Source organism: Streptomyces sp. RGM 3693, assembly GCF_050471125.1.
Lineage (GTDB): Bacteria > Actinomycetota > Actinomycetes > Streptomycetales > Streptomycetaceae > Streptomyces.
The window spans coordinates 88,665-111,555 of record NZ_JBMPPQ010000002.1 but is presented as its reverse complement, the minus strand read 5'-3'; the positions used below and the strand labels follow the sequence as shown (position 1 = coordinate 111,555).

The window sequence follows — 22,891 nt, the reverse complement described above, 5'->3', positions numbered from 1 at the left end:
ACCTCGGATACCGGGGCGGGGGAGGGGAGTTGGGCTGGGGCGTGCGCGTTCATGGGATCACCGTCGCGGGAGAATGGTCCGGTGGACAGGTCCAAAGAAGGTGCGGTTGAGGGGTCCATAACGCCCGGGGGCGTAGTCGGCCCGTCCGCGGCTGTAGCCGGCTCCGATTTCCTCCAGTTGCGGATCGGGGAGGTGCCCGTCGGGGGCCGGGCGGAGCGGCTGGCCGGTGAGCTGCGGCGGGCCATCGCGGACGGCCGGCTGCCGGTCGGCAGCAGGCTGCCCGCGACCCGGGTGCTCGCCGCCGACCTGCGGGTCTCGCGCGGCCTGGTCACCGAGGCGTACCAACGGCTACGGGAGGACGGCCAGGTGGCCGGGCGGGGGCGCGGCGGCACGGTGGTGGTCGCCGCCCCGCTGACGGCCGGCGCGGCAACCACGACGGGTGCGGGCACGGAGGGCCCCGCCCCCACTCCCACCCTCTTCGCCGCCCCACCCGGCAGCGACATCTTCGACGCCCTCCGCTCGGCCCCCGCGCGGATCGACCTCACGCCCGGTGTGCCCGACCTGGCCTCGTTCCCCCGCGCCGCCTGGCTGCGCGCCGAACGCGCGGTGCTCGCCGGGCTCCCGTCGGCGGCCTTCGGCTACGGCGACCCGCGCGGCACCCCCGAGCTGCGGCGGGCCGTCGTCCACTGGCTGGCCCGCAACCGCGGTATCCGGGCCGACCCCGCCGATGTCCTGATCGTCGCCGGTACGGCACAGGCGCTCGGGCTGATCGCCCAGGTGCTGCACGGCGACGGCGTCGACGCCATCGCGGTGGAGGACCCCGGTTCGCTCGGCGCCCGCCAGCACCTCCACCACTGGGGCGCGGCGACCCCACCGGTCCCGGTGGACGAGGACGGCGTACGGGTCGACGCCCTACGGGCGACCGGCGCCCGCGCCGTCCTCCTCACCCCGGCCCACCAGTTCCCGACCGGCGTGGTGCTCGGCGGGGCCCGCCGCCGCGACCTGCTCCGCTGGGCCTCCGACACCGGTGGCCTGATCATCGAGGACGACTACGACGCCGAGCACCGCTACGACCGTCCCCCGGTCCCCGCCCTGCGCTCCCTCCTCGCGGCCCACGTCTGTTACGCGGGCAGCGTCTCCAAGCTGCTGGCCCCCGCCCTACGGATCGGCTGGCTGCTCGCCCCGCCCCGTTACCGGGAGGCGCTGGTGGCGGCCAAACGCTTCGCCGACCTCGGCAATGCCGCGCTGCCACAGCTCGTCCTGGCCCACCTGATGGAATCCGGCGAACTGGAGCGTCTGATACGGCAGGTGCGACGCCGCCACCGGGCCCGCCGGGACGCGGTGATCGCTGCGGTCCGTACCCACCTGCCGGCCGCGGCCGTCCACGGCGCCGCGGCCGGCCTGCACCTGACGATCACCTTCCCGCCCACCACCCCGCCCGACACCGAACTGGCGGCCGCCGCGCTCGCCCGCGGCGTCAAGGTCCAGCCGCTGTCCTGGCACAGCCAGCGGCCCTACGGACGGCCGGGCCTGGTGCTCGGCTACGCGGCGCGCACGCCCGGGGAGCTGACCGAGGGCGTCGCTGTCCTGGGGGAGGCGCTACGAGCCGTGGGCCAACGGGACGGCGACGACGGGGCATCCGAAGGGGGCGCATCCGAAGGTGGTGCATCCCAAGGTGGCGCACCCCAAATTGGTGCATCCCAAGGTGGCGCATCCTCACCGGAACGGAATCGGCAGCCCCCGTTCCCCCTCCGGCCGTGACCCGAAGATCCGCCGATCCGCCTCCTCGATCCGGACGTCGTGGATCCCGGCCTCCCGCCGCCGCATCAGCCCCGACGCGTCGAACTCCCACAGTTCATTGCCGTAACTCCGCCACCACTGGCCGCTGGCGTTCCGGCTCTCGTACTGGAACCGCACCGCGATCCGGTCCCCCGCGTACGACCAGAGTTCCTTGCGCAGCGCGTAGTCCAGTTCCCGGTCCCACTTCTGGCGCAGGAACGCGACGATCTCGGCGCGCCCGGTGAGGAAGGTGTCCCGGTTCCGCCAGACCGAGTCCTCGGTGTAGGCGAGGGCCACCCGCTCGGGGTCGCGGGTGTTCCAGGCGTCCTCGGCGGCCTGGACCTTCTGCCGCGCGCTCTGTTCGTCGAACGGGGGGAACGGCGGCCGGGGCGAGGACGTGGCGGTTGAGGTCGATGAGGCGGATGAGGCGGATGAGGCGGATGAGCTGGGTGTATCGGACATGGCGCGACTCCTGTCGGTGGCGGGTGGCATGACCGTGCGCAGCTGGAGGACGAGAGAACCAGAGCACTGGAGAACGCTCGTTCTCCGCTCGCCTCGACTAGGGTAGAGAACGTTCGTTCTCAACGGAAGGCAGGACCCTGTGACGGACCACGACGAGGTGCGGACACGGATCCTCGACGCCGCGGAAAAGCTCTTCTACGAGCGCGGCATCCAGGCCGTCGGCATGGACGAACTCCGTACCGCCGCCGGCGTGTCCCTCAAGCGCCTCTACGGCACGTTCCCGGCCAAGCACGACCTCATCGAGGCGTACCTGCGCCGCCGCGACGCCCGCTGGCGGGCCGACCTCGCCGCCTACGTGGACACCCACGCGAACCCCGACGCCCCGGCGGCCCGGATCCTCGCCGTCTTCGACTGGCTCGCCACCTGGTTCGCCGCCCCGGACTTCCGCGGCTGCGCCTTCATCAACGCCTACGGCGAACTGGGCGCCGCCTCGGGCGGCGTCGCCCACATCACCCGCGACCACAAACAGTCCCTGCTCGCCTACCTCACCCGCCTCGTCGAACCCTTGGGACACGACGACCCCACCGCCCTGGCCGGCCAACTGGCGCTCCTCCTCGACGGCGCCATCACGAGCGCCGCCATAACGGGCGCACCGGACCCCGCCCGCACGGCCCGCACGGCGGCCGAGGCACTGGTCGAGGTATCTACGGACGACTCCTAATACTTGAACGAAAAAAGAACTCCCGGCCGGTTTAATTGGGGAGATCTCCCGGCGGCGTTGTCAGTGCCGTATGCCAAAGTGGTTCCAGCGGACGAGCTGAACAACGACGGGGGAGGGGCTCGCCATGCCATTGGCGGACGAGGTGGCGGCGTTCCATGAAGCGCGGCCGAATCCGGCCGCATTGGTCGGCGAATTCCGGCGCACGGTCGTCATGCTCCCGATGGTCAACGACGCCATTCTCGCCGCTGATATGGACGGAATTCGCTGGCTTTACGCCTTCAGCGACGAGGGTGCCTTGTCCCGTTTTGCCGCGGCCCGTGGGAGCGAGCCGGCGACGGAATGGCAGTACCTCACCGTGTCCGGCGCCCGGATCCTTGACGTGCTGATCCCGGCCATCGAAGGGCCAGCGGGCGTGGCTCTGGACGCCGGAAGCGCAGCGGGCATGCTTTTTCCGCCGGTGTCCGGAATCGTTCCGGACCACGTCGCGGTGGACATGGACAACGGCATAGCCACGGCCTCAGTTGCCGATACGTCGGGCACCACGCACGCCTAGGGGGAGATCGTCCATGGGGCTTATCGAGGGAAGCGGCTACCGCGCTGATCCGGAGGCTTTTGAACAGCTCACCAAGGGCATAACCGCTGCGACGGACGAGCTAAAGGAGTTGGGTTTCGATATCGAGGCCCAACTCGGCCGAGGCTTCGACAAGTTGTCCTTGGACGCCGCGGAGTGTGGCGATGACGGGCTGGCGGCGGTCTTCTCCTCGTTCTGCGACCGCTGGGGCTGGGGCGTCTACAACCTCATGCAGGAAGCCAACGACTTCTCCAAGAAGCTGGGGATCACGGCCGGTCTCTACTACGAGCAGGAGCAGTACGCCTCCGACCTCCTCAAACAGGGGCTGAACGCCGCCGTCGGCGACCCGAACAAGTCGGCGGAAGAGCTGCACGGGACGTCCTGGAGCAAGCTCAAGAATGACACCGTCGATGCGTACACGCGCTGGGACTGGGACCCGAATTCGGCGGCCTCGCACGAGTCCTACGGGAGGACGAGCGAAGCCGCGCGGCAGTTCGGGCACGAGGTGACCTCGCTCCCGGACCGCCTGGCCAACGGGGGCGAGGATCCAACCGAGACCACCGCGAAGCTCCAGGAGCCGCATCAGACACCCGGGGGTAGTGACAAGTGAGCTTGTTGGGAGACGGCCTCAACAAGGTCTCCGAGGGGATGGGCGAGTTCACGGACGCCGTGGAGCGCGGCGCCGGCAAGGTCGTCGAGTACGGCGCCGACAAACTGGGCGACGGCCTGGAGGCGGTCGGTGCGGACGGCGCCGCGGATTCGGTCCGCTCGGGCGGCGACAAGCTCGCGGGCGCGCTCGGCGCCCACGTCGGCGAGCGACAGTTGGACGAGACCGAGGACCCCACACAGCTCATCCACGGAGACGTCGCGAAGCTCGAAGAGACGGTCTCCCACCTGAAGGACTTCGCGGCGGCGTTCAACCGCGTTGCCGACGGAATGCGCAAGTTGGGCTCCGGACAGCACTGGAGCGGCCAGGCCGCCGACGCCTTCCGCGAGGCGTTCGAGATGCACCCCAAGCAGTGGATGCACGCCGCCGACGCCTGCGACGACGCGTACAAGGCGCTGAAGGCGTACGCGGAGACGGTCTCATGGGCGCAGGGCAAGGCTTCCGAGGCGATCGAGAAGTACCGCCAGGCCCAGCAGGACCGCGAAAACGCCCTGCAGTCCTGGAAGTCGAAGGTCGACGCGTACGTGGCGCAGGGCGAGCGTTACGAAGCCGCCGTCCAACGGGGCGAGGACGCCGGCCCGCAGCCCACCCCGCCCGGCGACTTCGTGGACCCGGGCGCCGAGGGCCGCGAAGCCGCACAGGACATGGTCAAGAACGCCCGCAGTCAGCGCGACGAGGCTGCCGAGCGGGCCCGCAGCGCCATCCAAGGCGCCCTGGCGCACGCCCCCGACAAGCCGCAGTTCACCGATCTGGCGGGCGCCGGCCTGAAGGACGGCGGCAAGGCGTTCGCCATCGAGCACATGCACCTGCTCGGCGGTGTGGCGAAGGCCGGCATCGAGACCCTGAACCTCGCCCGCAAGGTCAACCCCTTCGACCCCTACAACATCGCCCACCCCTTCCAGTACGCCGCGAACGTCTCCACCACCCTCCTCGGGCTGGCTCAGGCGCCCCTGCACCCCGTCGAGACGGCCAAGGGCATGCTCGGCTCCGGCTGGGGCAGCGACCCGATGGAGGCGTACGGCACGTTCCTCGGCAACCTCGTCGGGGGCAAAGGGGCCGGCGGGCTGGCCAAGGGGGCGGTGAAGGCGGGCGCGAAGGACGCGCTCGAGGGCGCCGCCCGTAACGCCGCCAAGGAGGGCGGGAAACGGACGGTCCGCGACCGCCTGCGCACCGCCTGGTGCAAGACCTTCGGCAGCGACCCGATCGACCTGGCCACCGGCCGGATGATCCTGCCGCAGACCGACGTCTCCCTCCCCGGCAGCCTCCCCCTCGCCTTCACCCGCACCTTCGAGTCGTCCTACCGCACCGGCCGCTGGTTCGGCCGCACGTGGATGAGCACCCTCGACCAGCGCCTGGAGATCGACGCCGAGGGCGTCATCCTCATAGGCGAGGAGGGCAACTTCCTCCTCTACCCGCACCCGGCCGTAGGCGTCCCGACCCTCCCTCTCGAAGGCGACGGCGCGCCCCTCGCCCGCACCCCCGACGGCGACTACTTCCTCGTCGACCCGGTCACCGGAATCCGCCGCTACTTCACCACCTACACCGAGAACCTCGCCCTCCTCGACGAGATCTCCGACCGCCACGGCAACCACCAGACCTTCGACTACACCGAAGACGGCACGCCCACCGCGATCACCCACAGCGCCGGCTACCGTCTCCTGCTGACCACCGAGGGCGACCGCATCACCGCCCTCCACCTGGCCGGCGCCGCCCCCGACGGCAGCGACCAACTCCTGGTCACCTACGGCTACGACGCCTTCGGCCACCTCACCACCGTCACCAAGCCCTCCACCGACCGCCCCCTCTGCTTCACCTACGACGACGCCGGTCGCATCACCTCCTGGACCGACACCAACGGCAGCAGCTACTCCTACGCCTACGACGAGGCGGACCGCTGCACCTCACAGGGCGGCATCGCGGGCCACCTCCGCGCCCGCTACGTCTGGGGTGACCCGGACCCGCAAACGGGCCTGTGCACCAACCGTTTCTTCAACTCCCTGGATCAGCCCACCACTTACCAGGTCAACGACCACCATCAGATCGTCGCGACCACTGACCCGACCGGTGCCACCACCCGCACCACCCGCGACAGCAAGCACCGCGTCCTCTCCACCACCGACGCGCTGGGCCGCACCACCCGCTTCACCTACGACGACGCGGGCCGCCCCACCACCGTCACCCTCCCCGACGGCGCCACCTCCACCACGGCCTACGACGCCCACGGCAACCCCCGCACCGTCACCGGCCCGGACGGCGCCACCTGGACCCACACCTACGACGCCCGCGGCCAGCGCGTCGCCACCACCGACCCCGCGGGCGCCACCACCACCTACACCCACGACGCCCGGGGCAACCTCGCCTCCGTCACGGACGCCCTCGGCCACACCACCCGCATCGACTGCGACGCCGCCGGCCTACCCGCTGCGGTCACCGACCCCCTGGGCCACACCACTCACTACCGCCGCGACGCCTTCGGCCGCACCACGTCCGTAACGGACCCCCTGGGCGCAACCACCCACCTCCAGTGGACCGTCGGGGGCAATCTCGCCGCCCGCACCGACCCCACCGGCGCCACCGAGAGGTGGACCTACGACGGTGAGGGCAACCGCCTCACCCACACCGACGCCGTCGGGCAGACGACGCGCTTCGAGTACACCCACTTCGACCTGCTCGCGGCCCGCACCGACCCCGACGGCGTCCGCTACGAGTTCGCCCACGACACCGAACTCCGCCTCACCCAGGTCACCAACCCCCAGGGCCTGACCTGGAACTACGCCTACGACGGCGCCGGCCGCCTGATATCCGAGACCGACTTCGACGACCGCCCCCTGACCTACGTCCACGACGCCGCCGGCCAGCTCGCCACCCGCACCAACGCCCTGGGCGAGGTCACGACCTATACCCGTGACGCACTGGGCCGCATCACCACCAAGGACGCCGCGGGCCTGGTCACCACCTACGTCCACGACGCCGCCGGCAACCTCCGACAGGCCGCCAACCCCGACGCCACCGTCACCTACACCCGCGACACCCTGGGCCGGGTCCTGGCCGAGACGGTCAACGACCGCACCATGACGTTCACCTACGACGTCCTGGGCCGCCGTACCTCCCGCACCACCCCCACCGGCCACGCCACCACCTACACCTACGACGCTGCCGGCAACCGCACCGGCATGGACATCGCCGGCCACCCCCTGTCCTTCGCGTACGACGCCGCCGGCCAGGAACTCACCCGCACCATCGGCGGCACCCTCCACCTCAGCCACACCTGGGACCCCACCGGCCGCCTGACCAGCCAGTCACTGACCACCGCCGCCACCGACCCCACCGGCACCGCCCAGGCCGAGGTCCAACGAGTCCTCCAACGCGCCTACACCTACCGCGCGGACGGCCACCTCACCGCCATCGACGACTCCCACACCGGCCGCCGCACCTTCGACCTCGACCGCGCCGGCCGCGTCACCGCCGTCACCGCCACTGACTGGACGGAGACCTACGCCTACGACGCGGCGGGCAACCAGACGTATGCGTCTTGGCCAGACCAGCATCCGAACGCTTCGGCGCGGGGGGAGCGCGCCTATGAGGGCACGCGGATCACTCGGGCGGGGCGTGTTCGGTACGAGCACGACGCGTTGGGCCGGGTAACCCTGCGTCAGAAAGCGCGAATATCCCGCAAGCCGGATGCGTGGCGGTACACCTGGAACACCGAAGGCCACCTCAGTTCAGTCATTACTCCTGACGGTGTCACCTGGCGCTACCTACACGACCCATTTTCCCGCCGAATAGCCAAACAACGCCTGGCCGTCGACGGCGCAACGGTCATCGACCAAACCAACTTCGTCTGGGATGGAACCACACTTGCCGAACAATCCGCCTACGTGCCTGGTGCGGAAGGGGTCGTTGCTCTCACTTGGGACCACCAAGGAGTCACTCCCCTAACTCAAACTGAGCGCAAGGGCGATGCTCGAGAATTTTCTCAAGCATCCCAACAGGCTATTGATCAGCGCTTCTTTTCCATCGTCACAGATCTTGTTGGTGCTCCGACTGAACTCGTATGCGAATCCGGCGATGTCGCGTGGCGTTCTCAAACAACGCTTTGGGGTACGACCGCCTGGAACGGAGATGCCACTGCTTATACGCCGTTGCGGTTCCCGGGTCAGTATTACGACCCAGAGACGCAGCTTCACTACAACTACTTTCGCACGTTCGATGCCCAAAGCGGCCGCTATCTCACTCTCGACCCTCTCGGGCTTGAGCCATCCCCCAACCCGGCCGCCTACGTGGCCAACCCACATGCGTGGGCAGACCCTCTCGGCCTGACGCCCTGCGAGGTGGCCCTTGGGTACCAGCATCATGGCGTCGAGGCATTTGCCCAACAGAGAGGGCTCAAGCACTTCATGGGTCTTTCTGCTGATGAATGGCGGGGGCCAGTGTTGGATGCCATCAAGGACGGTTCAGTGAAAATTCACGTGAGTATGAAGGGATTCTCTGGCGGATTTGAGGGCATGGCCAAAAGGGGTCTGGGTCACGAGAAGGGGATAGCTCCGCACGCAACAGAGGAAGAGATGGGATGGATAGCTAGGTCAGTGAAGCATGGATATCGAGAGTGGGATTCGGTCAAGTTCTACGATCGCGATGGAAAGGCCATCAATATTCCCGAACCTGACTGGGGTGAATTTGGGAGGGTGATTCCGTTCTTTGATTGAGGTGATTGACTCTCTCTTGGGGAGCACTGCCCTGTCTTGTTATTATGGAGTCCACTATGCCGGCTCCAGTGTGGATTTGAAAGGTGTGGTCACATGCCAGAAAAAGATGGGGCGTGTTCGGAAGTCTTGTCGGCCGTGAACGTCGACTTGTACCCGGACTTGGTCCACTATGGAGGTCTCACATCAGCGATTATTCGAATCTCCATGGAGAATGGAGCCGAGTTGGGGTCAATTCGACCCGCTTCTGAATCTCGGCAGGGTCGATTTGTCACTGCGGAGGTTAAATCGGAGCGAGGGCCTATATTGGTCTTCCTGGGGGCGGAAGAGCGCTGGTTCTCCATCAGTATCGAGGGCGACGGCCATCAATGGGCGGGCGGTGGTACCGATGACCTCCTCACGGTAATCAAGGTGCTTGAAGCGTGGCGGCGAGGGGTAGGGCTTAAGGAGTTGAGAACTCGCTTCTCGTTCATGCACTATGACGATCTGGCGGAGGCACGGGAAGCCGGTGATCCGGTTTCATTTCAATGGATTCGGCTCCTTGCGGATGAGCAGTTCTCATCCGCTCGACCTCTATTGCGCCAGATCCACTCGAACGGCAAATTGTGTACGCTGTTCCCAGCTTTTAGCCGCGGCGTTCTTCGCCTCGCCAAAGACTACTCGGACCGGACTGCTGGAGAAATCTCCGTCACGCCGCTCCGTGGCGGGCATTACCGAGTCGAATCCACGGACCCAGGCGCTAATGGAAGAGAAGTGGATTCGATGGATGGTGCAATCGATGCCATTCTCTCCCTTCTTGGGCATCCGTAATGCCTATTCGTGAATGGTGAACATGCCATCTGTTTTGTAGACGCCTGGGGTGAGCAGGGGGCGAGTGGGGGGCGAATGAGTACGCGGGCTCATGTGGGCGGGTAGCGGCACGGGGTTGGCTGGTGGGCATGGAAGATGTGACGCTGCCGTTGGACGTGGAACGGGACTCCTATGCCTGGGTGGGGCCGTTGGCGTCGACCGTGGTCACGGTGGTGGTGGGGTTCTTCGCCCTGGTCTTCGCTGGGTTCTCAGCGATGGCCTGTGATGCGTGCAGTGGCGAGAAGGCGCATGGGTTCGACTCCAGTATTTCGACTGCCATCTCGGTGCTCCAGGTCGGTTTTCTGATGCCGGCTGCGCTGCTCCTCGCCAGTTGGGGACTGCCTTGGGAGCGGCGGAACGCCGGGCGGCGGGCGATGTTCGCCCTGATGGCCCCGCTGTCGATCGTCGGGTTGTTCGTCGTCTCCATGGCCATCGTCAACTGGCCGTGAGGCGGTAGGCCGGGGAGGAACGGGGCCGGTTCTTGCCCCCTTGCTAGTGGCGCCCCACGCCTTTCTCTTGATCCTTTTCGTCGTGTCCTGAGAGCGCCGGGAGGCGGCCGAGGCGGCTGTCGGCGATGCGGAGGGTGTTGGCGAGGGCGGCCGTGGTGCGGATGAGGGTCAGGCGGAGCAGGAGGGGGCCGGCGGCTTCGTTGCGCAGGGCGGTTTGGGCGTCGGTGAAGGCGTTGGCGGCGTTGCGCATTTGTTGGGCCTCCATGCGGTCTGCCTTGCGGGAGAGGTAGCCGTTGCCGTCTCCGGAGGCGGCCAGGTAGCAAGGTCGGCCGTCCCAGGTGGACCAGGGCAGCAACCGGAGGTCGGAGCCCGGCTGTTGGGGGTTGTCGGGGTCGTAGGTCATGGCGAGTTCGCCTCCGGGTGCGTCGTGGGCGGGCCTGTGGATTCCCCACCAGCGTTGTGTCACTGCGCGTAAGCTCGCAATAGACCGACGGTGACGGTGTTGAAGTCACGAGGGGGTACGCACGCATGACCAATACGTATGGGGAGTGGCTTCGGCAGCAACGGGAGCTGGCGGGGCTGACGCAGCAACGGTTGGCCGATTCGGCGATCATGACGCGGACGCATATTGCCCACATTGAGGCTGGTCGGCGGATTCCTTCCAAGGAGGACGCGAGGAGGCTGGACAGCGCTCTCAACACGGGGAACGTGCTGAGTAGCTTCTTGCCACAGGACGACTCGGCGGTGGTCGACTACTTCGAGGCGGCGCTGCACCTGGAGCGACAGGCGACGGTGATCCGGGAGTACGCGCTGTCGTATGTGCCCGGCATCCTGCAGACGGAGGAGTATGCGGGTGCGGTTCTGGATGCGGCATACCCGTCCCGAGGCGACGAGGAGCGTGACCGACTGCTCGTCACACGCCTGGGGCGCGCGAAGGTCCTTGTGAATCCGGTAACGCCCGAAGCGTGGGCGCTGTTTGATGAGGCGTTGCTACGTCGCCCGTTTGGTGGCCCGGAGGTCATGGCGAGCCAGATCATGCACATTGTCCGTTTGGCCGAAGCGCAGCGGGTGCGGGTACACGTCTTGCCACTGGGTCGCGGTGTGTATCCCCTGTTGCAGGGGATGCTGTCTCTGATGTGGTTCGAGGACCAGCCCCCGGCGGCCTATTCCGAGGGTCAGGCCATCGGCAAGGTGCATGATTCCCCGTCCGTGGTCGAGCGGTTGCAGGGCGCATACGCTCTCGCCATGGGCGAGGCCCTGCCGATGGCGGAGTCAATTGCCTTGATGAGAGCGACAGCGAAGGATTTCGGACACCATGACTGAACACACCATCCAGAGCGCCGCCTTGATATGTGGTTGGCGCAAGTCCTCCTACAGCGGGTCCGAAGGAGGCAGCTGCATCGAAGTGCTCGACCAGTACCCCACCGGCGTCCCTATCCGAGACTCCAAGGCCCCGCACGGGCCGGCGATCGTCGTCCCGGCGGGGGCGTGGAGCACGTTCGTGGATGCCGTGAAAGGTGGGGTGTTCGGGGGGAGTTAGGTCGTGTTTGAGGAGTGGCTTCTGTGTCTTGCCTTGGGGCGTGATGGTCTCGGTGTGGGGTGAAGGATCGTTCGCCGGAGTGCGGGCCGTTGCGGGCGGTCTATGGGCTCTTGCAGCGCTGGCGGCGTGACTCAACGGGGTGTATTGGGCTGGCGGTTGGGTGATGTGTCGTGGGCATGATGGTACGTACCGTGACGCCGAAGCTCGACCCCGAGACGCCGGGCAGCTTCCTGCCCAACGGGGCCGCCGCCAAGACGGGCTTGAACCGTTCGATCTCCGATGCCGGATGGGGGGTGTTCCTCGCGATCCTGAACGCAAAGGCTGAGAGTGCCGGGCGGCAAGTGATGGCCGTGGACCCCCGCAACACCTCCCGGCGGTGCCCCGAATGCGGGCACACCGCCAAGGAGAACCGGCCCACACAGGACAAGTTCCACTGCATCGCCTGCGACCACATCGCGCACGCGGACACGGTGGGCGCCCTGAACGTTCTACGGGCCGGGCTGGTCCGTCGCGAGCCTCAACCGGCATAGCGAGAAGCCCCCTCATTCATGAGGGGGAGGAGTCACGCTGATGACGGCGTGCCAGGGCGGGGACTCGGGTGCCGCGCAGGGCTCTTCGTCTGCCACTCCGGCCGGCGGCGCGGCCGCTTCGTCCGGCTCGTCGGCCACGGGCCAATCAGGGCGGCGGGAAGGGCTCCGCCGGGAAGGGCTCCGGTGGGCAGGGTACGGCCGCCGGGGCCGGCTCCAACGAGAACGGTAAGGCCGGCAAGTGCCGCACCGACGAGCTGAAGATCACGGCGACGGACAGCACCATCACCGGCGACCCCGACGGCACCGTCGCGGTGCAACTGAAGAACACCGGTGGCCGGGACTGTGCGATCTCCGGGTACGCGGGCGTCGACCTGAAGACCAACGCGGGGGCGCTGTCCGCGAAGCGCAGTGGTGAGCAGGCCACCTCGATTGTCCTCAAGAGCGGGAAGTCGGTGGCCTTCGGCATCAACTACCCGCTCAACACGTCGGGCGGCTCCGGCGTCCGCATCACAGGGCTGCTGGTGACCCCGCCGAACGAGACGAAGTCGGTCAGCCTGCCCTGGCCGGGTGCTGGCTCGCTGCCCGTCACGAACGGCTCCGGCTCCCCGGTGAAGGTCGGCCCGGTCGGAAGCGCCGGCCAGGGCGGCTGACCCGCACGCTTGAGAAGACTGCTGAAGACCTTGGGTACGGGCCCCACCGCGTGAGCGAGGGGGCCCGTGCCTGTAGGAGGGCCAGCCCAGTACGCCCCACGCCGTCACGCTGCCGGCGGCGGAAGAGCCCGTGGGCCGTCTGCTACGGCCCGTGCTCCGGCGAACGATCCCGCCACGGGCGCCAGTGAGGGCAGGTCTCGACGGTCGGTCGCCTGTTACAGGGATCGCAGGGCGCCTCCATCGATGTGGATCATGCTGCCGGTGGTGTAGGAGGCCACCGGCGACAGCACGACCGCCGCCAGGCGGCCGAACTCTTCGGGTGTGCCGTACCGGCGCAGCGGTATTTCGGCTGTTCGCTGCGTGCGTGCCTGGTCGGGGTTGCCGGTGGCCTGTTCGAGTTGGGTGAGGCGGTCCGTGGCGATGGAGCCGACTACGAAGCCGTTGACCCTGATGCCGCGTGGGCCCAGTTCGTCGGCCAGGGTCTTCGCCGCCATGGCGAGTCCTGGTCGCAGCCCGTTGGACACGCTCATGTTCGGCCAGGCGGCCTTCACGGACAAGGACAGGACGAAGCCGATGGAGCCTCCGGCGGGCAGTACCGGGGCAGCGGTGCGTGCGACGCGTAGGGCACCGAGGAAGACGGACTCAAAGGACTCCCGCCACTGGGTGTCGGTGATGGTGGTGATGGGCCCCGTCGGAGGCCCACCCACGCTGATCAGCGCACCATCCAGACGTCCGTACTGCTGGAGGGCGGCGGCCGTCATTCGGTCGGCCGCCTCAGGGTCGCTGTTGTCGGCGACCAGACCGATGGCGTGCTCTGGGCCACCCAGCTCCACAACCGCCTTCTCCACGGCTTCCTGAGTGCGTGAGGACACGACCACGCGGGCCCCTTCCGCGGTAAGGGCTCGCGCGGCCGCCAGTCCGAGCCCCTTGGTCCCTCCAGTGATCAGAAAAACCTTGCCGTCAATCATCAGATCCACGGATCACGACCCCCATGCTCAAGTGCGAACGTGCACAGTTCTCATGAGGGTCAACGCGAAGAACGGCCGCTCACATTCCGAGCTGGACATCTCGCTATGTGAACGCCGCGCTGGCCGTGGTTCTCGCTCCGAACTTCCCGGTGCGGGGCTGGAGTTGTCGGCGTGACGGGTTGGCCGCGTAGGGGGCCGGGGGCCGGATGTGTGGGCCTGCTGCCGGGAGTTGGTCCCGGGCGGGACTGCGTTCGCGTTCCTGGACCGACCCGCACGGGCAGCGCCTGGACGATCACCTCAGCCACCGCATGGACCGAGGGGCCGCCGGCCTACGACCGGACAGCCCCTCGACAAGATCGTGATCGGCCTTCTAGGCCAGGACGCGGCCCAGGGATCCGAGGGCCGAGGTCAGTTCGGGCTCGGTGATGGTCAGGGGCGGAGCCAGCCGGATGGTGGAGCCGTGGGTGTCCTTGACCAGGACGCCTTCGGCCATGAGGCGTTCGCTGATGGTGCGGCCGGTGCCGAGGGCGGGGTCGATGTCGACGCCGGCCCAGAGTCCACGGGTGCGGAAGCCGGTGACGCCGTGGCCGAGGAGGTCGGTGAGGCCGGAGTGGAGGACCTTGCCCAACTCGGCGGCGCGGGCTTGGAATTCGCCGGTGGAGAGGAGGTCGATGACGGCCGTGCCGACGGCTGCGGCGAGCGGGTTGCCGCCGAAGGTGGAGCCGTGTTGGCCGGGGCCGAGGACGGACATCACGTCGCGGCGGGCGACGACCGCGGAGACGGGGATGATGCCGCCGCCGAGTGCCTTGCCGAGGAGGACGACGTCCGGGGTGACGTGCTCGTGCTCGACGGCCAGTGTGGTGCCGGTGCGGCCCAGGCCGGATTGGATCTCGTCGGCGATGAAGAGGCAGTTGGCGCGGGTGGTCGCGGCGCGGACGCCGGCGAGGTAGCCGTCGTCGGGGATGAGGACGCCGGCCTCGCCCTGGATGGGTTCGATCAGGACCGCGGCGGTGGTGTCGTCGAGGGCGGCTTCGAGGGCGGCGAGGTCGTTGTAGGGGACGGTGCGGAAGCCGGGGGTGTAGGGGCCGAAGCCGGCGCGGGCGTCCTCGTCGTCGGAGAAGCTGATGATGGTGGTGGTGCGGCCGTGGAAGTTGCCGCCCGCGACGACGATGGTGGCCTGGTCGGCGGGGACGCCCTTGACCTCGTAGGCCCATTTGCGGGCGAGCTTGATGCCGCTCTCGACGGCCTCGGCGCCGGTGTTCATGGGGAGGACCATGTCCAGGCCGGTGAGGTCGGCCAGGCCCTCGGCGAACTGCGCGAGGCGGTTGTGGTGGAAGGCGCGGGAGGTCAGGGTGAGGGCGTCGAGCTGGCGGTGGGCGGCCTCGATGAGCGCCGGGTGTCGGTGGCCGAAGTTGAGCGCCGAGTAGCCGGCCAGCATGTCGAGGTAGCGGCGGCCCTCGACGTCCTCGACCCAGACGCCCTCGGCGCGGGAGATGACGACGGGGAGGGGGTGGTAGTTGTGGGCCAGGACCGGGGCCTCGGCCTCGATGAGGGAGGCGGAGGAGCGGCGGGCGTCGATGGACGTGTGCGTCATGGGCGAAGCTCCTGAGTGCAGCACTTGATGCCGCCGCCGGCCTTGTGGAATTCGGAGAGGTCGACGGGGACGGGGACGTAGCCACGGGCGGTGAGTTGGTCGATCAGGCCGGTGGCCTGGGGGGCGATGAAGACGTGGCGGCCGTCGGAGACCGAGTTGAGGCCGAAGGCCAGGGCGTCGTCGCGGGTGGCGAGGACGGCGTCGGGGAAGAGGCGGCGGAGCACCTCGCGGCTGCCGGGCGAGAAGGCTTCGGGGTAGTAGGCGACGGCGGCACCGCCGTCGGGGCGCCCGGGGTCGGCGGTCAGGCCGTCGTCGAGGACGAAGAGGGCGGTGTCCAGGTGGTAGAAGTACGGGTCGGTGAGGTGGAGGCTGATCGTCGGTAGGCCGAAGTGCTCCTGGACCTCGGCGTGGGCGTCGCGGGTGGTGCGGAAGCCGGTGCCGGCGAGGAGGTAGCGGCCGACGGGGACGAGGTCGCCCTCGCCCTCGCAGGGGGATTCGGGACGGTAGAGGTCGTAGCCGGCGGCCTTGAACCAGACCTCGTACTCGCGGGACTCCGGGCGGCGCTGCGGGGCGTGGAAGAGGGAGCCGAAGGCGCGGCCGCCGACGACGACCGCGGAGTTCGCGGCGAAGACCATGTCGGGGAGGCCGGGGGCCGGCTGGACGGTCTCGATGGTGTGGCCGTGGTCGCGGTAGGCGCGGACCAGGTTCTCCCACTGGTGGACGGCGAGTGCGGTGTCGACGTCGGCGTCCTCGCGCATCCAGGGGTTGATGGCGTACTCGACGGCGAAGTGGGTGGGCCGGCAGAGGAGGTAGCGCCGGGCACGGGGGGTGCGGTGCGCCGCGTTCAGCAGCGCGCCGCCGGGCTGGGTGGTGGGCACAGAAAGGGCCTCCGCTTCCTGGGATCCGTTGCCACTGCCCACCGGGTGACGGACCGTTATGGGGCGTCACCGGGGGCAATTCACGGTACGGAGCGGTCGATTCTGGCCACAAGAAATGAATGCTGCGCAGATACGCAGGAATGCTGCTTGTACGGGACGGTTACCGCTGGTTTGCTGCGCGCTTTTGCGGGTGGGGACGGTCCCGAGCGTCCTCGGAGGAGCGGCGAGCGCCGGCCTCGGGGCTGTCCGGGAGGAGGTGCGAGAGCACCATGTAGCTGATCGTCTTGCGGATGAAGGGCTCCGTCCGGATGCGTTCGAGGACCTCCTCGAAGTGCTCGACGTCGGTGGCCCGAACGTGCAGCAGGGCGTCGGCGCCGCCGGTGACGGTCATCGCGGCGGCGATCTCCGGGTGGTTGCGGACGACCTCGGCCAGGCGCCGGGGCGGCGCCGCGCTGTCGCAGTAGACCTCCACGTACGCCTCGGTGAGCCAGCCCAGGGCGGCCGGGCGGACGGTGGCGGAGAAGCCCGTGATGACGTTGCTCTCGCGGAGGCGGTCCACCCGGCGTTTGACGGCGGTGGGGGACAGGCCGATGGCCGAGCCGATCTCGGCGAAGCTCGCCCGGCCGTTCTCGATCAGCGCGGCGACGATCTTGCGGTCCAGCTCGTCGAACGGCGCGGACTTGGTGCTCATGGGGCGGCCCTTTCTTCCTCTCCCGTCCGGTCCCCCGGGTCGCGGGATCGCACGTCACGGTAACGGGGTCCGGCGGGTGGTGGCGCAGCGCTCGACCCCGGCAGGAAATCCGCAGGTCAGACGTTTGTGCAGGTCAGTGTGGGTGGCGTAACTCCGCCGAAACGGGGCTTGGCCTAGCGTCGGGGGCCCGGCGGTCGCCCGTCGGGGCACATCACAGGCGGCGCGGCGCGGCGGGGCGAGGAGGGCGGGCATGGGCGACGACGCGAACGACGGCGGGGACGGCCGGGGTGGCGCGGTCGGGGACGGGCTGACCCGGGCGGATCGGGCGCGGCGGGTGGCGCACGTGCTGCGCGGGCAGGTGCTGCGGGGCGCGTTCCCCGGGGGTGTGCTGCCCGATGAGCGGGCGCTGGTCGCGGAGTTCGGGACGACCCGCAACACGGTCCGGGAGGCGCTGGGGCTGCTGCGCGACGAGGGGCTGGTGGAGCGGCGGCGCGGGGTGGGGACGGTCGTCGTCGGCCGGACCTACGAGCATCCGCTGGGGGAGCTGTCCGGGCTGGCCGAGGTGTTGCAGCGGCACGGAACGGTGGTCAACGAGGTGCGGGAGGCGCGCACCGTGCGGGCACCGGGGGCGGTGGCGCGGCGGCTGGAGCTGCCGGCGGGCGGTCCGGTGGTCTATCTGGAGCGGCTGCGGCGGGTGGACGGGATGCCGCTGTCCTTGGACTGCACGTACCTCATCCCCGACGTGGGCGAGCCGCTGCTCGCGCTCGGACGGGAGCGGCTGGAGAGCCGGGACGTCTTCGACCTGATCGAGAGCGCGGCCGGGCGGCCGCTGGGGTCGGCGGAGGTGGCGGTGCGGGCGGTGGTCGGGGATCCGGCGACCTGCGGGGTGCTGGCGATGCCGGGCGGCGGCGCGGTGCTGGCCGTGGAGCGGCTGACGCGGCTGGCGGACGGGCGGCCGGCCGACCTGGAGTTCATCCACCTGCGCGGGGACCGGCTGACGCTGCGGGCGCGGATGGACCGGGTCCGGGAGGGGTGAGGGTGCGTCGGATGCCGGACCGGTCGGCCCCGCGGGGGCCGGTGACCGTGGCGATGTGTCTGTGCGTGACGTTGGTCGTCGGCATGGTCTCGGCGGTCAACCTGGCCATCCCGGACCTGTCCGCCGGGCCGCTGCACCCGTCCGCGCGGGCCGTGGTGTGGGTGGTGGACGGCTATGTGGTGGTCTTCGCCTGCCTGCTGGTGCCGGCCGGGGCGCTGGCCGACCGGCGGGGGCGCAAGGGGACGCTGCTGGGCGGGATGGGGGTGTTCGTCGTCGGTTCGGCGGTGTGCGCGGTGGCGCCGCACGTCGGGGTGTTGATCGCCGGGCGGATGATCAGCGGGGTGGGGGCCGCGGCGGTGCTGCCGAACACCCTGGCGCTGCTGGTGGACGGGCTGCCGGACGGGCCGCGGCGCCGGGCGATCGCGGTCTGGGCGGCGATGACGGGGCTGGCCGCGGTGCTGGGCAATGTGGGCGGGGGCGCGGCGATCCAGTACGGGAGCTGGCGGGCGCTGTTCGTGTGCGTGGTGCCGGTGGCGCTGGCCGCGCTGGTGCTGGTCGCGGTGGTCGCGCCGGTGGCGGAGCGGCATCCGGGGCCGGTCGCGCCGCTGGCCGCTGCCCTGTTCACCGGTGGGTTCCTGGCCCTGCTGAACGGGATCGTGAGCGGGCCGGGGGCGGGGTGGCTGAGCCCGCTGGTGCTCGGGTCGCTCGGGGTGGCCGGGCTGCTGCTGGCCGGCTGGGCCCGGTGTGAACTGCGCTCCGTGCGGCCGCTGTTGGACCCCCGGGTGTTCGCCCGGCCCGCGGTCCGGGCGGGGGCGGTGGGGATGGCGGTGCTGTTCCTGGGGATGTTCGGGCTGTTCTACCTCAACGGCCAGTACCTCCAGTACGCGAAGGGGTACGGGCCGTTCGGCGCCGGGGTGCGGCTGCTGCCGATGGCGGCGGCGCTGTTGGCGGGGCCGCGGTGCGGACTGGTGCTGGAGCGGTGGTGCGGGCGGCGCGGTGCGGTCGCCGCCGGGATGCTCGTACTGGCCGGTGGGCTGGCCACGGTGTCGGCCGCCGACGCCGGGACGCCGTACGCGCTGTACGCCGTCGGGGCCGGGTTGACCGCGCTGGGCTGCGGCACCGCGACGCCGCTGCTCTCGCACGCGATGATGTCCGCGCTGCCGCCGGAGGCCGTCGGGGTCGGGTCCGGACTCCAGAGCCTGACGCGGGAGTTGGGGAGCGCGTTGGGGATCGCGGTGACCGGGACGCTGACCGCCGCGGTGTTCACCGCCCGGCTGCCGGCGCCGCTGGCTGGGCCCGGCGGGCCGACGACGGTCGCGGCGGCACAGGCCGCGCTCGGGGGGCTGCCGGGCCGGGGCGGTGAGCTGCGGACGGCGGTGATCGGTGCCTTCACATCCGGGCTGCACATGGCGATGCTGTCGTTGGCGGTGGGGGTGGCGGTCGCGGCGGGGGCGATCTTCCGGTGGATGCCGGAGGGGGAGCGCGTGGAAGCGCCAAGGGCGCACGCCTAACTCACACGAAGTAACTGGGCGTGCGCGGGGCGTGGATGGCTACCCTGAACGCGTCGGGGCGGGAGCAGCTGCACGTGGAGCCGGCGAACGGATCGGCCTCCCAGCGCTGGCGGTTCGTGCGCGTCGGCGAGTGACGCCGGGCGGGGCGCGCCCGGTCGTTCCGGGCGCGCCCCGCCCGTGCTCCTCGCCCTGTCCGCGTTCCTACCGCGGTTCGACCCGCTGGATCTTGGCCCGCTTGACGACCTCCGGGCCCACCTCCGCCGCGCGGGCGACCAGCGCGCGGGCGTCCCAGTCGGTCGGCCAGCCCTCCCAGAGGCGGAGCCGGCCGGCGACCACCACGGCGCGGATCTGGTCGCGGCCGGCCAGCCGGACGAGCTCCCAGCGCAGGTCGTAGGAGGGGGTGAGTTCGGGGACGGCCAGGTCCACGAGGAGGTAGTCGGCGGCCTTGCCGACGGCGATCTGCCCCGTGACGCGGCCCAGTCCGAGGGCGTCGGCGCCGCCCGCCGTGGCGTGCTCCAGCCACAGGTCCCCGGCGCCGCACACCGAGTCGCCCGAGGCCAGCCCGTAGGTCAGCCGCTGGGCCGACTCCGCCGTGTCGACGAGCCGGAAGCCGTCGCCGCGGGTGCCGTCCGTGCCGGTGCCGAAGCGGACGCCCAGCGCGGCCCACATGGTGGCGTGCGCGACGGCGTTGCCCTTCCAGGCGCTGGCCACCGGGTTGTAGCTGACCGCGGTGCCGGTGTCGGCCAGCTGCCGCATCTCCGTGGGGGTCAGGAGGGTGGCGTGCGCGCCCAGGGTGTGCGGGCCGAGGGCGCCGAGGTGGTGCAGATAGTCCACCGGGCGGCGGCCGACGCTCTTCAACGAGCGTTCCACGGACGCCAGATGCTCGTTGACGTGGATCTGGAGCACCGCCCCGGCCTCGGCGCAGAGGTCGGCGGTGCGCTTGATGACCGGGCCGGTGGCGTCCTCGGGGACGGCGATGGCCAGGGACGGATGGACCAGCGGATGGCCGTGCCAGCGCGCGAGGTGGGCCGGGCCGCCGGTCCCGTCGGAGACGATCTTGCCCAGGACGCAGCGGATACCGGCTTCCTCGGTGCCCTTGGCCAGCGCCGCCACGTCGACCGGGGCCCGGGTCCCGGCGTCCGCGACGGTGGTGAAGCCGCCGCGCAGCGCCTCCAGCGCGGCCAGTTTGGCCGACAGGTAGGCGCTCTCCTGGTCCAGCGCGTGCTCCAGCGGCTCCCAGACGGTCTTGAAGATCTCCGACGGCTGCCCGAACGACTGGGCCTTGCCGAAGCTCTGGGTGAGGTGGTGGTGCGCGTCGACGAAGCCGGGCATCAGCAGGTGGCCGTCGAGGCGGACCGGGGCGGGGCCGTCGCGGTGCGCGGCGAGGAGGCGGGCGGCCGGGCCGACCTCGCGGAAGGTGCCGTGCTCGACGAGGACGGCGTGGTCGCGCACCGGGCCGTCCGGCAGCAGCACCACTTCCGGGACGAGGAGTTGGCGGGCGCCGGTCAACTGGTCGGGGCGGAGGGCGGGGTGGGCGCCCGGGCGGGGTTCGGTACGGGTGCCGGAGCTGGAACCGGGGGTCGGGGTGGCCCCTGCGGTCGCGGACCGGGCGTACGCGGTGCCGGCGCCCGCTCCGCCGAGCAGCCCGCTGGCGCCGACGCCGGCCAGTCCGGCCACGCCGGCGAGGAAGCCGCGGCGGCGGAAATCGCCGTGGGGGGCGGGCGCTTCGGGTGTCGCTGCGGGTCCTTCGGCCGTCGCTTCGGGCCCTTCGGGTGTCGTTTCGGGCGTCGCTCGGGGTGCCGCGCCGGGGGCTGCTCCGGGCGGCCCGTCCTGGGTGCCCGCGCTCCGTATGCCGTCCGGGTCCACGCCCGGACACCCGCCGGGGTGGTCCGTCCCGGCCTCCTGGGCCTCGTGGCCCCGCTGCTCGTTCGCCAACCCGCTCGCCTGCTTCCGTCACCGCGTACGTAGGCGCGGCCGGGCCCTGGAAACGGGCCGGCCGCGCCGGGGGGCCCGACCCTAGGACCAGCCATAAAGCGGAACAAGGCTTTCGACATGCGGGATTTGGGGAGGTCGGGGGTGGGTGGCGCAACCCCCCGAGGGGTGGACGGCGTCCCAGCTCACGGCGTGTGCCGAGGTCCCACCCGGTGGCGTAACGTCGCCGAAACACGACCTCGGGGGCGGCGGCCGGGCCACGACCGACCGCTTGATCGCCGCATGGGATCCTGGTGCGTCATGTTTCCGCCGGGCGGACGGTGTGCGTACGGCGACACGGGGTGGACGTGCGCCGGAGGTGGCGGACGGGTTGGCGATACGGGTGGACGTGCGGCGATACAAGGGTGCATCGATGAGACTCTGCTTCCTGGTGGAGGAGCAGTACCGCCACGACGGCATGCCGCGGGACGTGATCGCCCAACTCCGGGCCTGGGGGCACCAGGTGGACGTCATGTTGCCGGGCCGCTCGCTGATCCGGATGTCGGAGTTGTCCGAGGTCGTGGCGGACGGCCGGCATGACGCCTGGGTCCTCAAGACCGTCTCCGGCGGGCCCGGACTGACCCTGCTGGAGGCCGCCGCGACCACCGGCCTGACCACCGTCAACGACGTCCGGGCCATACGGGGCGTGCGCGACAAAGCACTCGCCGCGGTGGTCGCGCGGGCCGGCGGACTGCCGGTGCCGATGACGTACGCGGCGGCGCGGGCCGAGGAGTTCGCCGGGATACCGGAGGCGGAGTACCCGCTGGTGGTGAAGCCGGCGGACGGCAGTTCGGGGCGTGCGGTGCGGCTGGTGGAGCGGCCCGGGCAGCTGACCGCCGAGGCTGCGGAGGCGACGTCCGACGGGACCGGCACGGGCGACGGCATGCTGATCGCGCAGCCCTACGTCCCCAACTCCGGGACCGACCTGAAGGTCTACTGCGTCGCCGGCGACCTCTACGCGACCCAACGCTGCTCCCCGCTGCACCCCGGCCAGGCCGTGCCGGAACGGCAGGTGCCGCTGCCGCCCGAGGTCGCCCGGATCGCCGCCGAGGTCGGCACGGTCTTCGGGCTCGACCTGTACGGGGTGGACGTGCTGCTGGGGCCGGACGGACCGGTCGTGGTCGACATCAACGACTTCCCGAGCTTCCGGCAGGTGCCGGACGCGGTAGCCCGGGTCTCCGCGGCGGTACTGCGACTGGCCCGCCACGGCAGCGAGCGCGAACTGGCGACCGGCCTGCCCTTCATCGGCCACCAGCGCGAGCCGTGGCCCGCGGCGGAGGCGGTCGGGGGCGCACGGTGAGGACCGGAGCACGGACCGGGG

Annotated in this window: 20 protein-coding genes and 1 pseudogene; 14 read left to right on the top strand and 7 right to left on the bottom strand. The window is 70.3% G+C overall.

What is annotated here, in order from left to right; all coding sequences use genetic code 11:
* Nucleotides 1-51 precede the first annotated feature (51 nt).
* Nucleotides 52-1,761 (top strand): PLP-dependent aminotransferase family protein, encoded by a 1,710-nt coding sequence (locus ACO0M4_RS17690; protein ID WP_430371550.1) that lies wholly within the window; start codon nucleotides 52-54, stop codon nucleotides 1,759-1,761.
* On the opposite strand, the gene ACO0M4_RS17685 is transcribed toward ACO0M4_RS17690, so the two are convergent.
* Nucleotides 1,717-2,241, bottom strand: coding sequence for a nuclear transport factor 2 family protein (locus ACO0M4_RS17685; RefSeq protein WP_430371549.1), 525 nt, complete (start codon nucleotides 2,239-2,241; stop codon nucleotides 1,717-1,719). The genes ACO0M4_RS17690 and ACO0M4_RS17685 overlap by 45 nt on opposite strands.
* A 139-nt stretch (nucleotides 2,242-2,380) precedes the next feature.
* Between ACO0M4_RS17685 and ACO0M4_RS17680 the strand changes: the two genes are divergently transcribed.
* The 6 genes from ACO0M4_RS17680 (at nucleotide 2,381) to ACO0M4_RS17655 (ending at nucleotide 10,201) form a co-directional block, all read left to right on the top strand.
* A complete protein-coding gene (locus ACO0M4_RS17680) occupies nucleotides 2,381-2,962 on the top strand; it encodes a TetR/AcrR family transcriptional regulator (protein WP_430371547.1) in 582 nt (193 codons plus the stop codon).
* Between the two features lie 124 nt (nucleotides 2,963-3,086).
* On the top strand, nucleotides 3,087-3,515 hold the full coding sequence (locus ACO0M4_RS17675) for an SseB family protein (protein ID WP_430371545.1): 429 nt from the start codon (nucleotides 3,087-3,089) through the stop codon (nucleotides 3,513-3,515).
* 13 nt (nucleotides 3,516-3,528) lie between these two features.
* Nucleotides 3,529-4,143 carry a hypothetical protein gene (locus ACO0M4_RS17670; RefSeq protein ID WP_430371544.1) on the top strand — a complete coding sequence of 205 codons (615 nt, stop codon included), beginning with the start codon at nucleotides 3,529-3,531 and terminating at the stop codon, nucleotides 4,141-4,143.
* A 38-nt stretch (nucleotides 4,144-4,181) separates the two neighbouring features.
* Nucleotides 4,182-8,906: a putative T7SS-secreted protein gene (locus tag ACO0M4_RS17665; RefSeq protein WP_430373832.1), complete on the top strand. Its 4,725-nt coding sequence runs from the start codon at nucleotides 4,182-4,184 to the stop codon at nucleotides 8,904-8,906.
* A gap of 93 nt (nucleotides 8,907-8,999) precedes the next feature.
* Entirely contained in the window at nucleotides 9,000-9,713 is a 714-nt protein-coding gene (locus tag ACO0M4_RS17660; RefSeq protein ID WP_430371543.1) for a DUF6193 family natural product biosynthesis protein, read from the top strand.
* 128 nt (nucleotides 9,714-9,841) lie between these two features.
* Nucleotides 9,842-10,201, top strand: coding sequence for a hypothetical protein (locus tag ACO0M4_RS17655; RefSeq protein ID WP_430371541.1), 360 nt, complete (start codon nucleotides 9,842-9,844; stop codon nucleotides 10,199-10,201).
* A 43-nt stretch (nucleotides 10,202-10,244) separates the two neighbouring features.
* Here ACO0M4_RS17655 and ACO0M4_RS17650 read toward each other — a convergent pair whose 3' ends face one another.
* Nucleotides 10,245-10,604, bottom strand: a complete 360-nt coding sequence (locus ACO0M4_RS17650) for a hypothetical protein (protein ID WP_430371540.1) — start codon at nucleotides 10,602-10,604, stop codon at nucleotides 10,245-10,247.
* 125 nt (nucleotides 10,605-10,729) lie between these two features.
* On the opposite strand from ACO0M4_RS17650, the gene ACO0M4_RS17645 reads away from it, so the two are divergent.
* The 4 genes and pseudogenes from ACO0M4_RS17645 to ACO0M4_RS17630 all read left to right on the top strand — a co-directional run bounded on the left by ACO0M4_RS17645 (nucleotide 10,730) and on the right by ACO0M4_RS17630 (nucleotide 12,921).
* The gene (locus ACO0M4_RS17645; RefSeq protein WP_430371539.1) at nucleotides 10,730-11,524 is read left to right on the top strand and encodes a helix-turn-helix domain-containing protein; all 795 of its coding nucleotides are present in this window, start codon (nucleotides 10,730-10,732) and stop codon (nucleotides 11,522-11,524) included.
* Nucleotides 11,517-11,741 carry a DUF397 domain-containing protein gene (locus ACO0M4_RS17640; RefSeq protein WP_430371538.1) on the top strand — a complete coding sequence of 75 codons (225 nt, stop codon included), beginning with the start codon at nucleotides 11,517-11,519 and terminating at the stop codon, nucleotides 11,739-11,741. The genes ACO0M4_RS17645 and ACO0M4_RS17640 overlap by 8 nt, the downstream gene beginning before the upstream one ends.
* Nucleotides 11,742-11,920: 179 nt before the next feature.
* Nucleotides 11,921-12,271, top strand: a pseudogene (locus tag ACO0M4_RS17635) (zinc ribbon domain-containing protein); the annotation flags it as partial.
* A 68-nt stretch (nucleotides 12,272-12,339) separates the two neighbouring features.
* On the top strand, nucleotides 12,340-12,921 hold the full coding sequence (locus ACO0M4_RS17630; protein ID WP_430371536.1) for a DUF4232 domain-containing protein: 582 nt from the start codon (nucleotides 12,340-12,342) through the stop codon (nucleotides 12,919-12,921).
* Between the two features lie 215 nt (nucleotides 12,922-13,136).
* Here the strand turns inward: ACO0M4_RS17630 and ACO0M4_RS17625 are convergent, their stop codons facing one another.
* From ACO0M4_RS17625 to ACO0M4_RS17610, 4 genes are all read right to left on the bottom strand, one after another.
* Nucleotides 13,137-13,898 (bottom strand): SDR family oxidoreductase, encoded by a 762-nt coding sequence (locus ACO0M4_RS17625; RefSeq protein WP_430371535.1) that lies wholly within the window; start codon nucleotides 13,896-13,898, stop codon nucleotides 13,137-13,139.
* Nucleotides 13,899-14,259: 361 nt separating this feature from the next.
* A complete protein-coding gene (rocD, locus tag ACO0M4_RS17620; RefSeq protein WP_430371534.1) occupies nucleotides 14,260-15,483 on the bottom strand; it encodes an ornithine--oxo-acid transaminase in 1,224 nt (407 codons plus the stop codon).
* On the bottom strand, nucleotides 15,480-16,361 hold the full coding sequence (gene ddaH, locus ACO0M4_RS17615; RefSeq protein ID WP_430371533.1) for a dimethylargininase: 882 nt from the start codon (nucleotides 16,359-16,361) through the stop codon (nucleotides 15,480-15,482). Before ddaH ends, rocD begins: the two co-directional genes overlap by 4 nt.
* Before the next feature lie 160 nt (nucleotides 16,362-16,521).
* Entirely contained in the window at nucleotides 16,522-17,052 is a 531-nt protein-coding gene (locus tag ACO0M4_RS17610) for an Lrp/AsnC family transcriptional regulator (protein WP_430371532.1), read from the bottom strand.
* 250 nt (nucleotides 17,053-17,302) lie between these two features.
* Between ACO0M4_RS17610 and ACO0M4_RS17605 the strand changes: the two genes are divergently transcribed.
* Nucleotides 17,303-18,088 (top strand): GntR family transcriptional regulator, encoded by a 786-nt coding sequence (locus ACO0M4_RS17605; RefSeq protein ID WP_430371530.1) that lies wholly within the window; start codon nucleotides 17,303-17,305, stop codon nucleotides 18,086-18,088.
* Nucleotides 18,089-18,099: 11 nt separating this feature from the next.
* Nucleotides 18,100-19,599, top strand: a complete 1,500-nt coding sequence (locus ACO0M4_RS17600; RefSeq protein ID WP_430371528.1) for an MFS transporter — start codon at nucleotides 18,100-18,102, stop codon at nucleotides 19,597-19,599.
* A 201-nt stretch (nucleotides 19,600-19,800) separates the two neighbouring features.
* Here the strand turns inward: ACO0M4_RS17600 and ACO0M4_RS17595 are convergent, their stop codons facing one another.
* Nucleotides 19,801-21,534: an amidohydrolase family protein gene (locus tag ACO0M4_RS17595; RefSeq protein WP_430371527.1), complete on the bottom strand. Its 1,734-nt coding sequence runs from the start codon at nucleotides 21,532-21,534 to the stop codon at nucleotides 19,801-19,803.
* Nucleotides 21,535-21,943: 409 nt separating this feature from the next.
* Here ACO0M4_RS17595 and ACO0M4_RS17590 point away from each other — a divergent pair, with 409 nt between their 5' ends.
* Nucleotides 21,944-22,870: an ATP-grasp domain-containing protein gene (locus ACO0M4_RS17590; RefSeq protein WP_430371525.1), complete on the top strand. Its 927-nt coding sequence runs from the start codon at nucleotides 21,944-21,946 to the stop codon at nucleotides 22,868-22,870.
* Nucleotides 22,871-22,891 lie beyond the last annotated feature (21 nt).

Coding starts and splice junctions, on each gene's coding strand:
- ACO0M4_RS17670 (WP_430371544.1), top strand. CDS start 3,529: ATGGGGCTTATCGAGGGAAGCGGCTACCGCGCTGATCCGGAGGCTTTT.
- ACO0M4_RS17590 (WP_430371525.1), top strand. CDS start 21,944: ATGAGACTCTGCTTCCTGGTGGAGGAGCAGTACCGCCACGACGGCATG.
- ACO0M4_RS17685 (WP_430371549.1), bottom strand. CDS start 2,241: ATGTCCGATACACCCAGCTCATCCGCCTCATCCGCCTCATCCGCCTCA.
- ACO0M4_RS17640 (WP_430371538.1), top strand. CDS start 11,517: ATGACTGAACACACCATCCAGAGCGCCGCCTTGATATGTGGTTGGCGC.
- rocD (WP_430371534.1), bottom strand. CDS start 15,483: ATGACGCACACGTCCATCGACGCCCGCCGCTCCTCCGCCTCCCTCATC.
- ACO0M4_RS17645 (WP_430371539.1), top strand. CDS start 10,730: ATGACCAATACGTATGGGGAGTGGCTTCGGCAGCAACGGGAGCTGGCG.
- ACO0M4_RS17600 (WP_430371528.1), top strand. CDS start 18,100: ATGCCGGACCGGTCGGCCCCGCGGGGGCCGGTGACCGTGGCGATGTGT.
- ACO0M4_RS17610 (WP_430371532.1), bottom strand. CDS start 17,052: ATGAGCACCAAGTCCGCGCCGTTCGACGAGCTGGACCGCAAGATCGTC.
- ACO0M4_RS17675 (WP_430371545.1), top strand. CDS start 3,087: ATGCCATTGGCGGACGAGGTGGCGGCGTTCCATGAAGCGCGGCCGAAT.
- ACO0M4_RS17690 (WP_430371550.1), top strand. CDS start 52: ATGGGATCACCGTCGCGGGAGAATGGTCCGGTGGACAGGTCCAAAGAA.
- ACO0M4_RS17605 (WP_430371530.1), top strand. CDS start 17,303: ATGGGCGACGACGCGAACGACGGCGGGGACGGCCGGGGTGGCGCGGTC.
- ACO0M4_RS17660 (WP_430371543.1), top strand. CDS start 9,000: ATGCCAGAAAAAGATGGGGCGTGTTCGGAAGTCTTGTCGGCCGTGAAC.
- ACO0M4_RS17665 (WP_430373832.1), top strand. CDS start 4,182: ATGGGCGAGTTCACGGACGCCGTGGAGCGCGGCGCCGGCAAGGTCGTC.
- ACO0M4_RS17655 (WP_430371541.1), top strand. CDS start 9,842: ATGGAAGATGTGACGCTGCCGTTGGACGTGGAACGGGACTCCTATGCC.
- ACO0M4_RS17650 (WP_430371540.1), bottom strand. CDS start 10,604: ATGACCTACGACCCCGACAACCCCCAACAGCCGGGCTCCGACCTCCGG.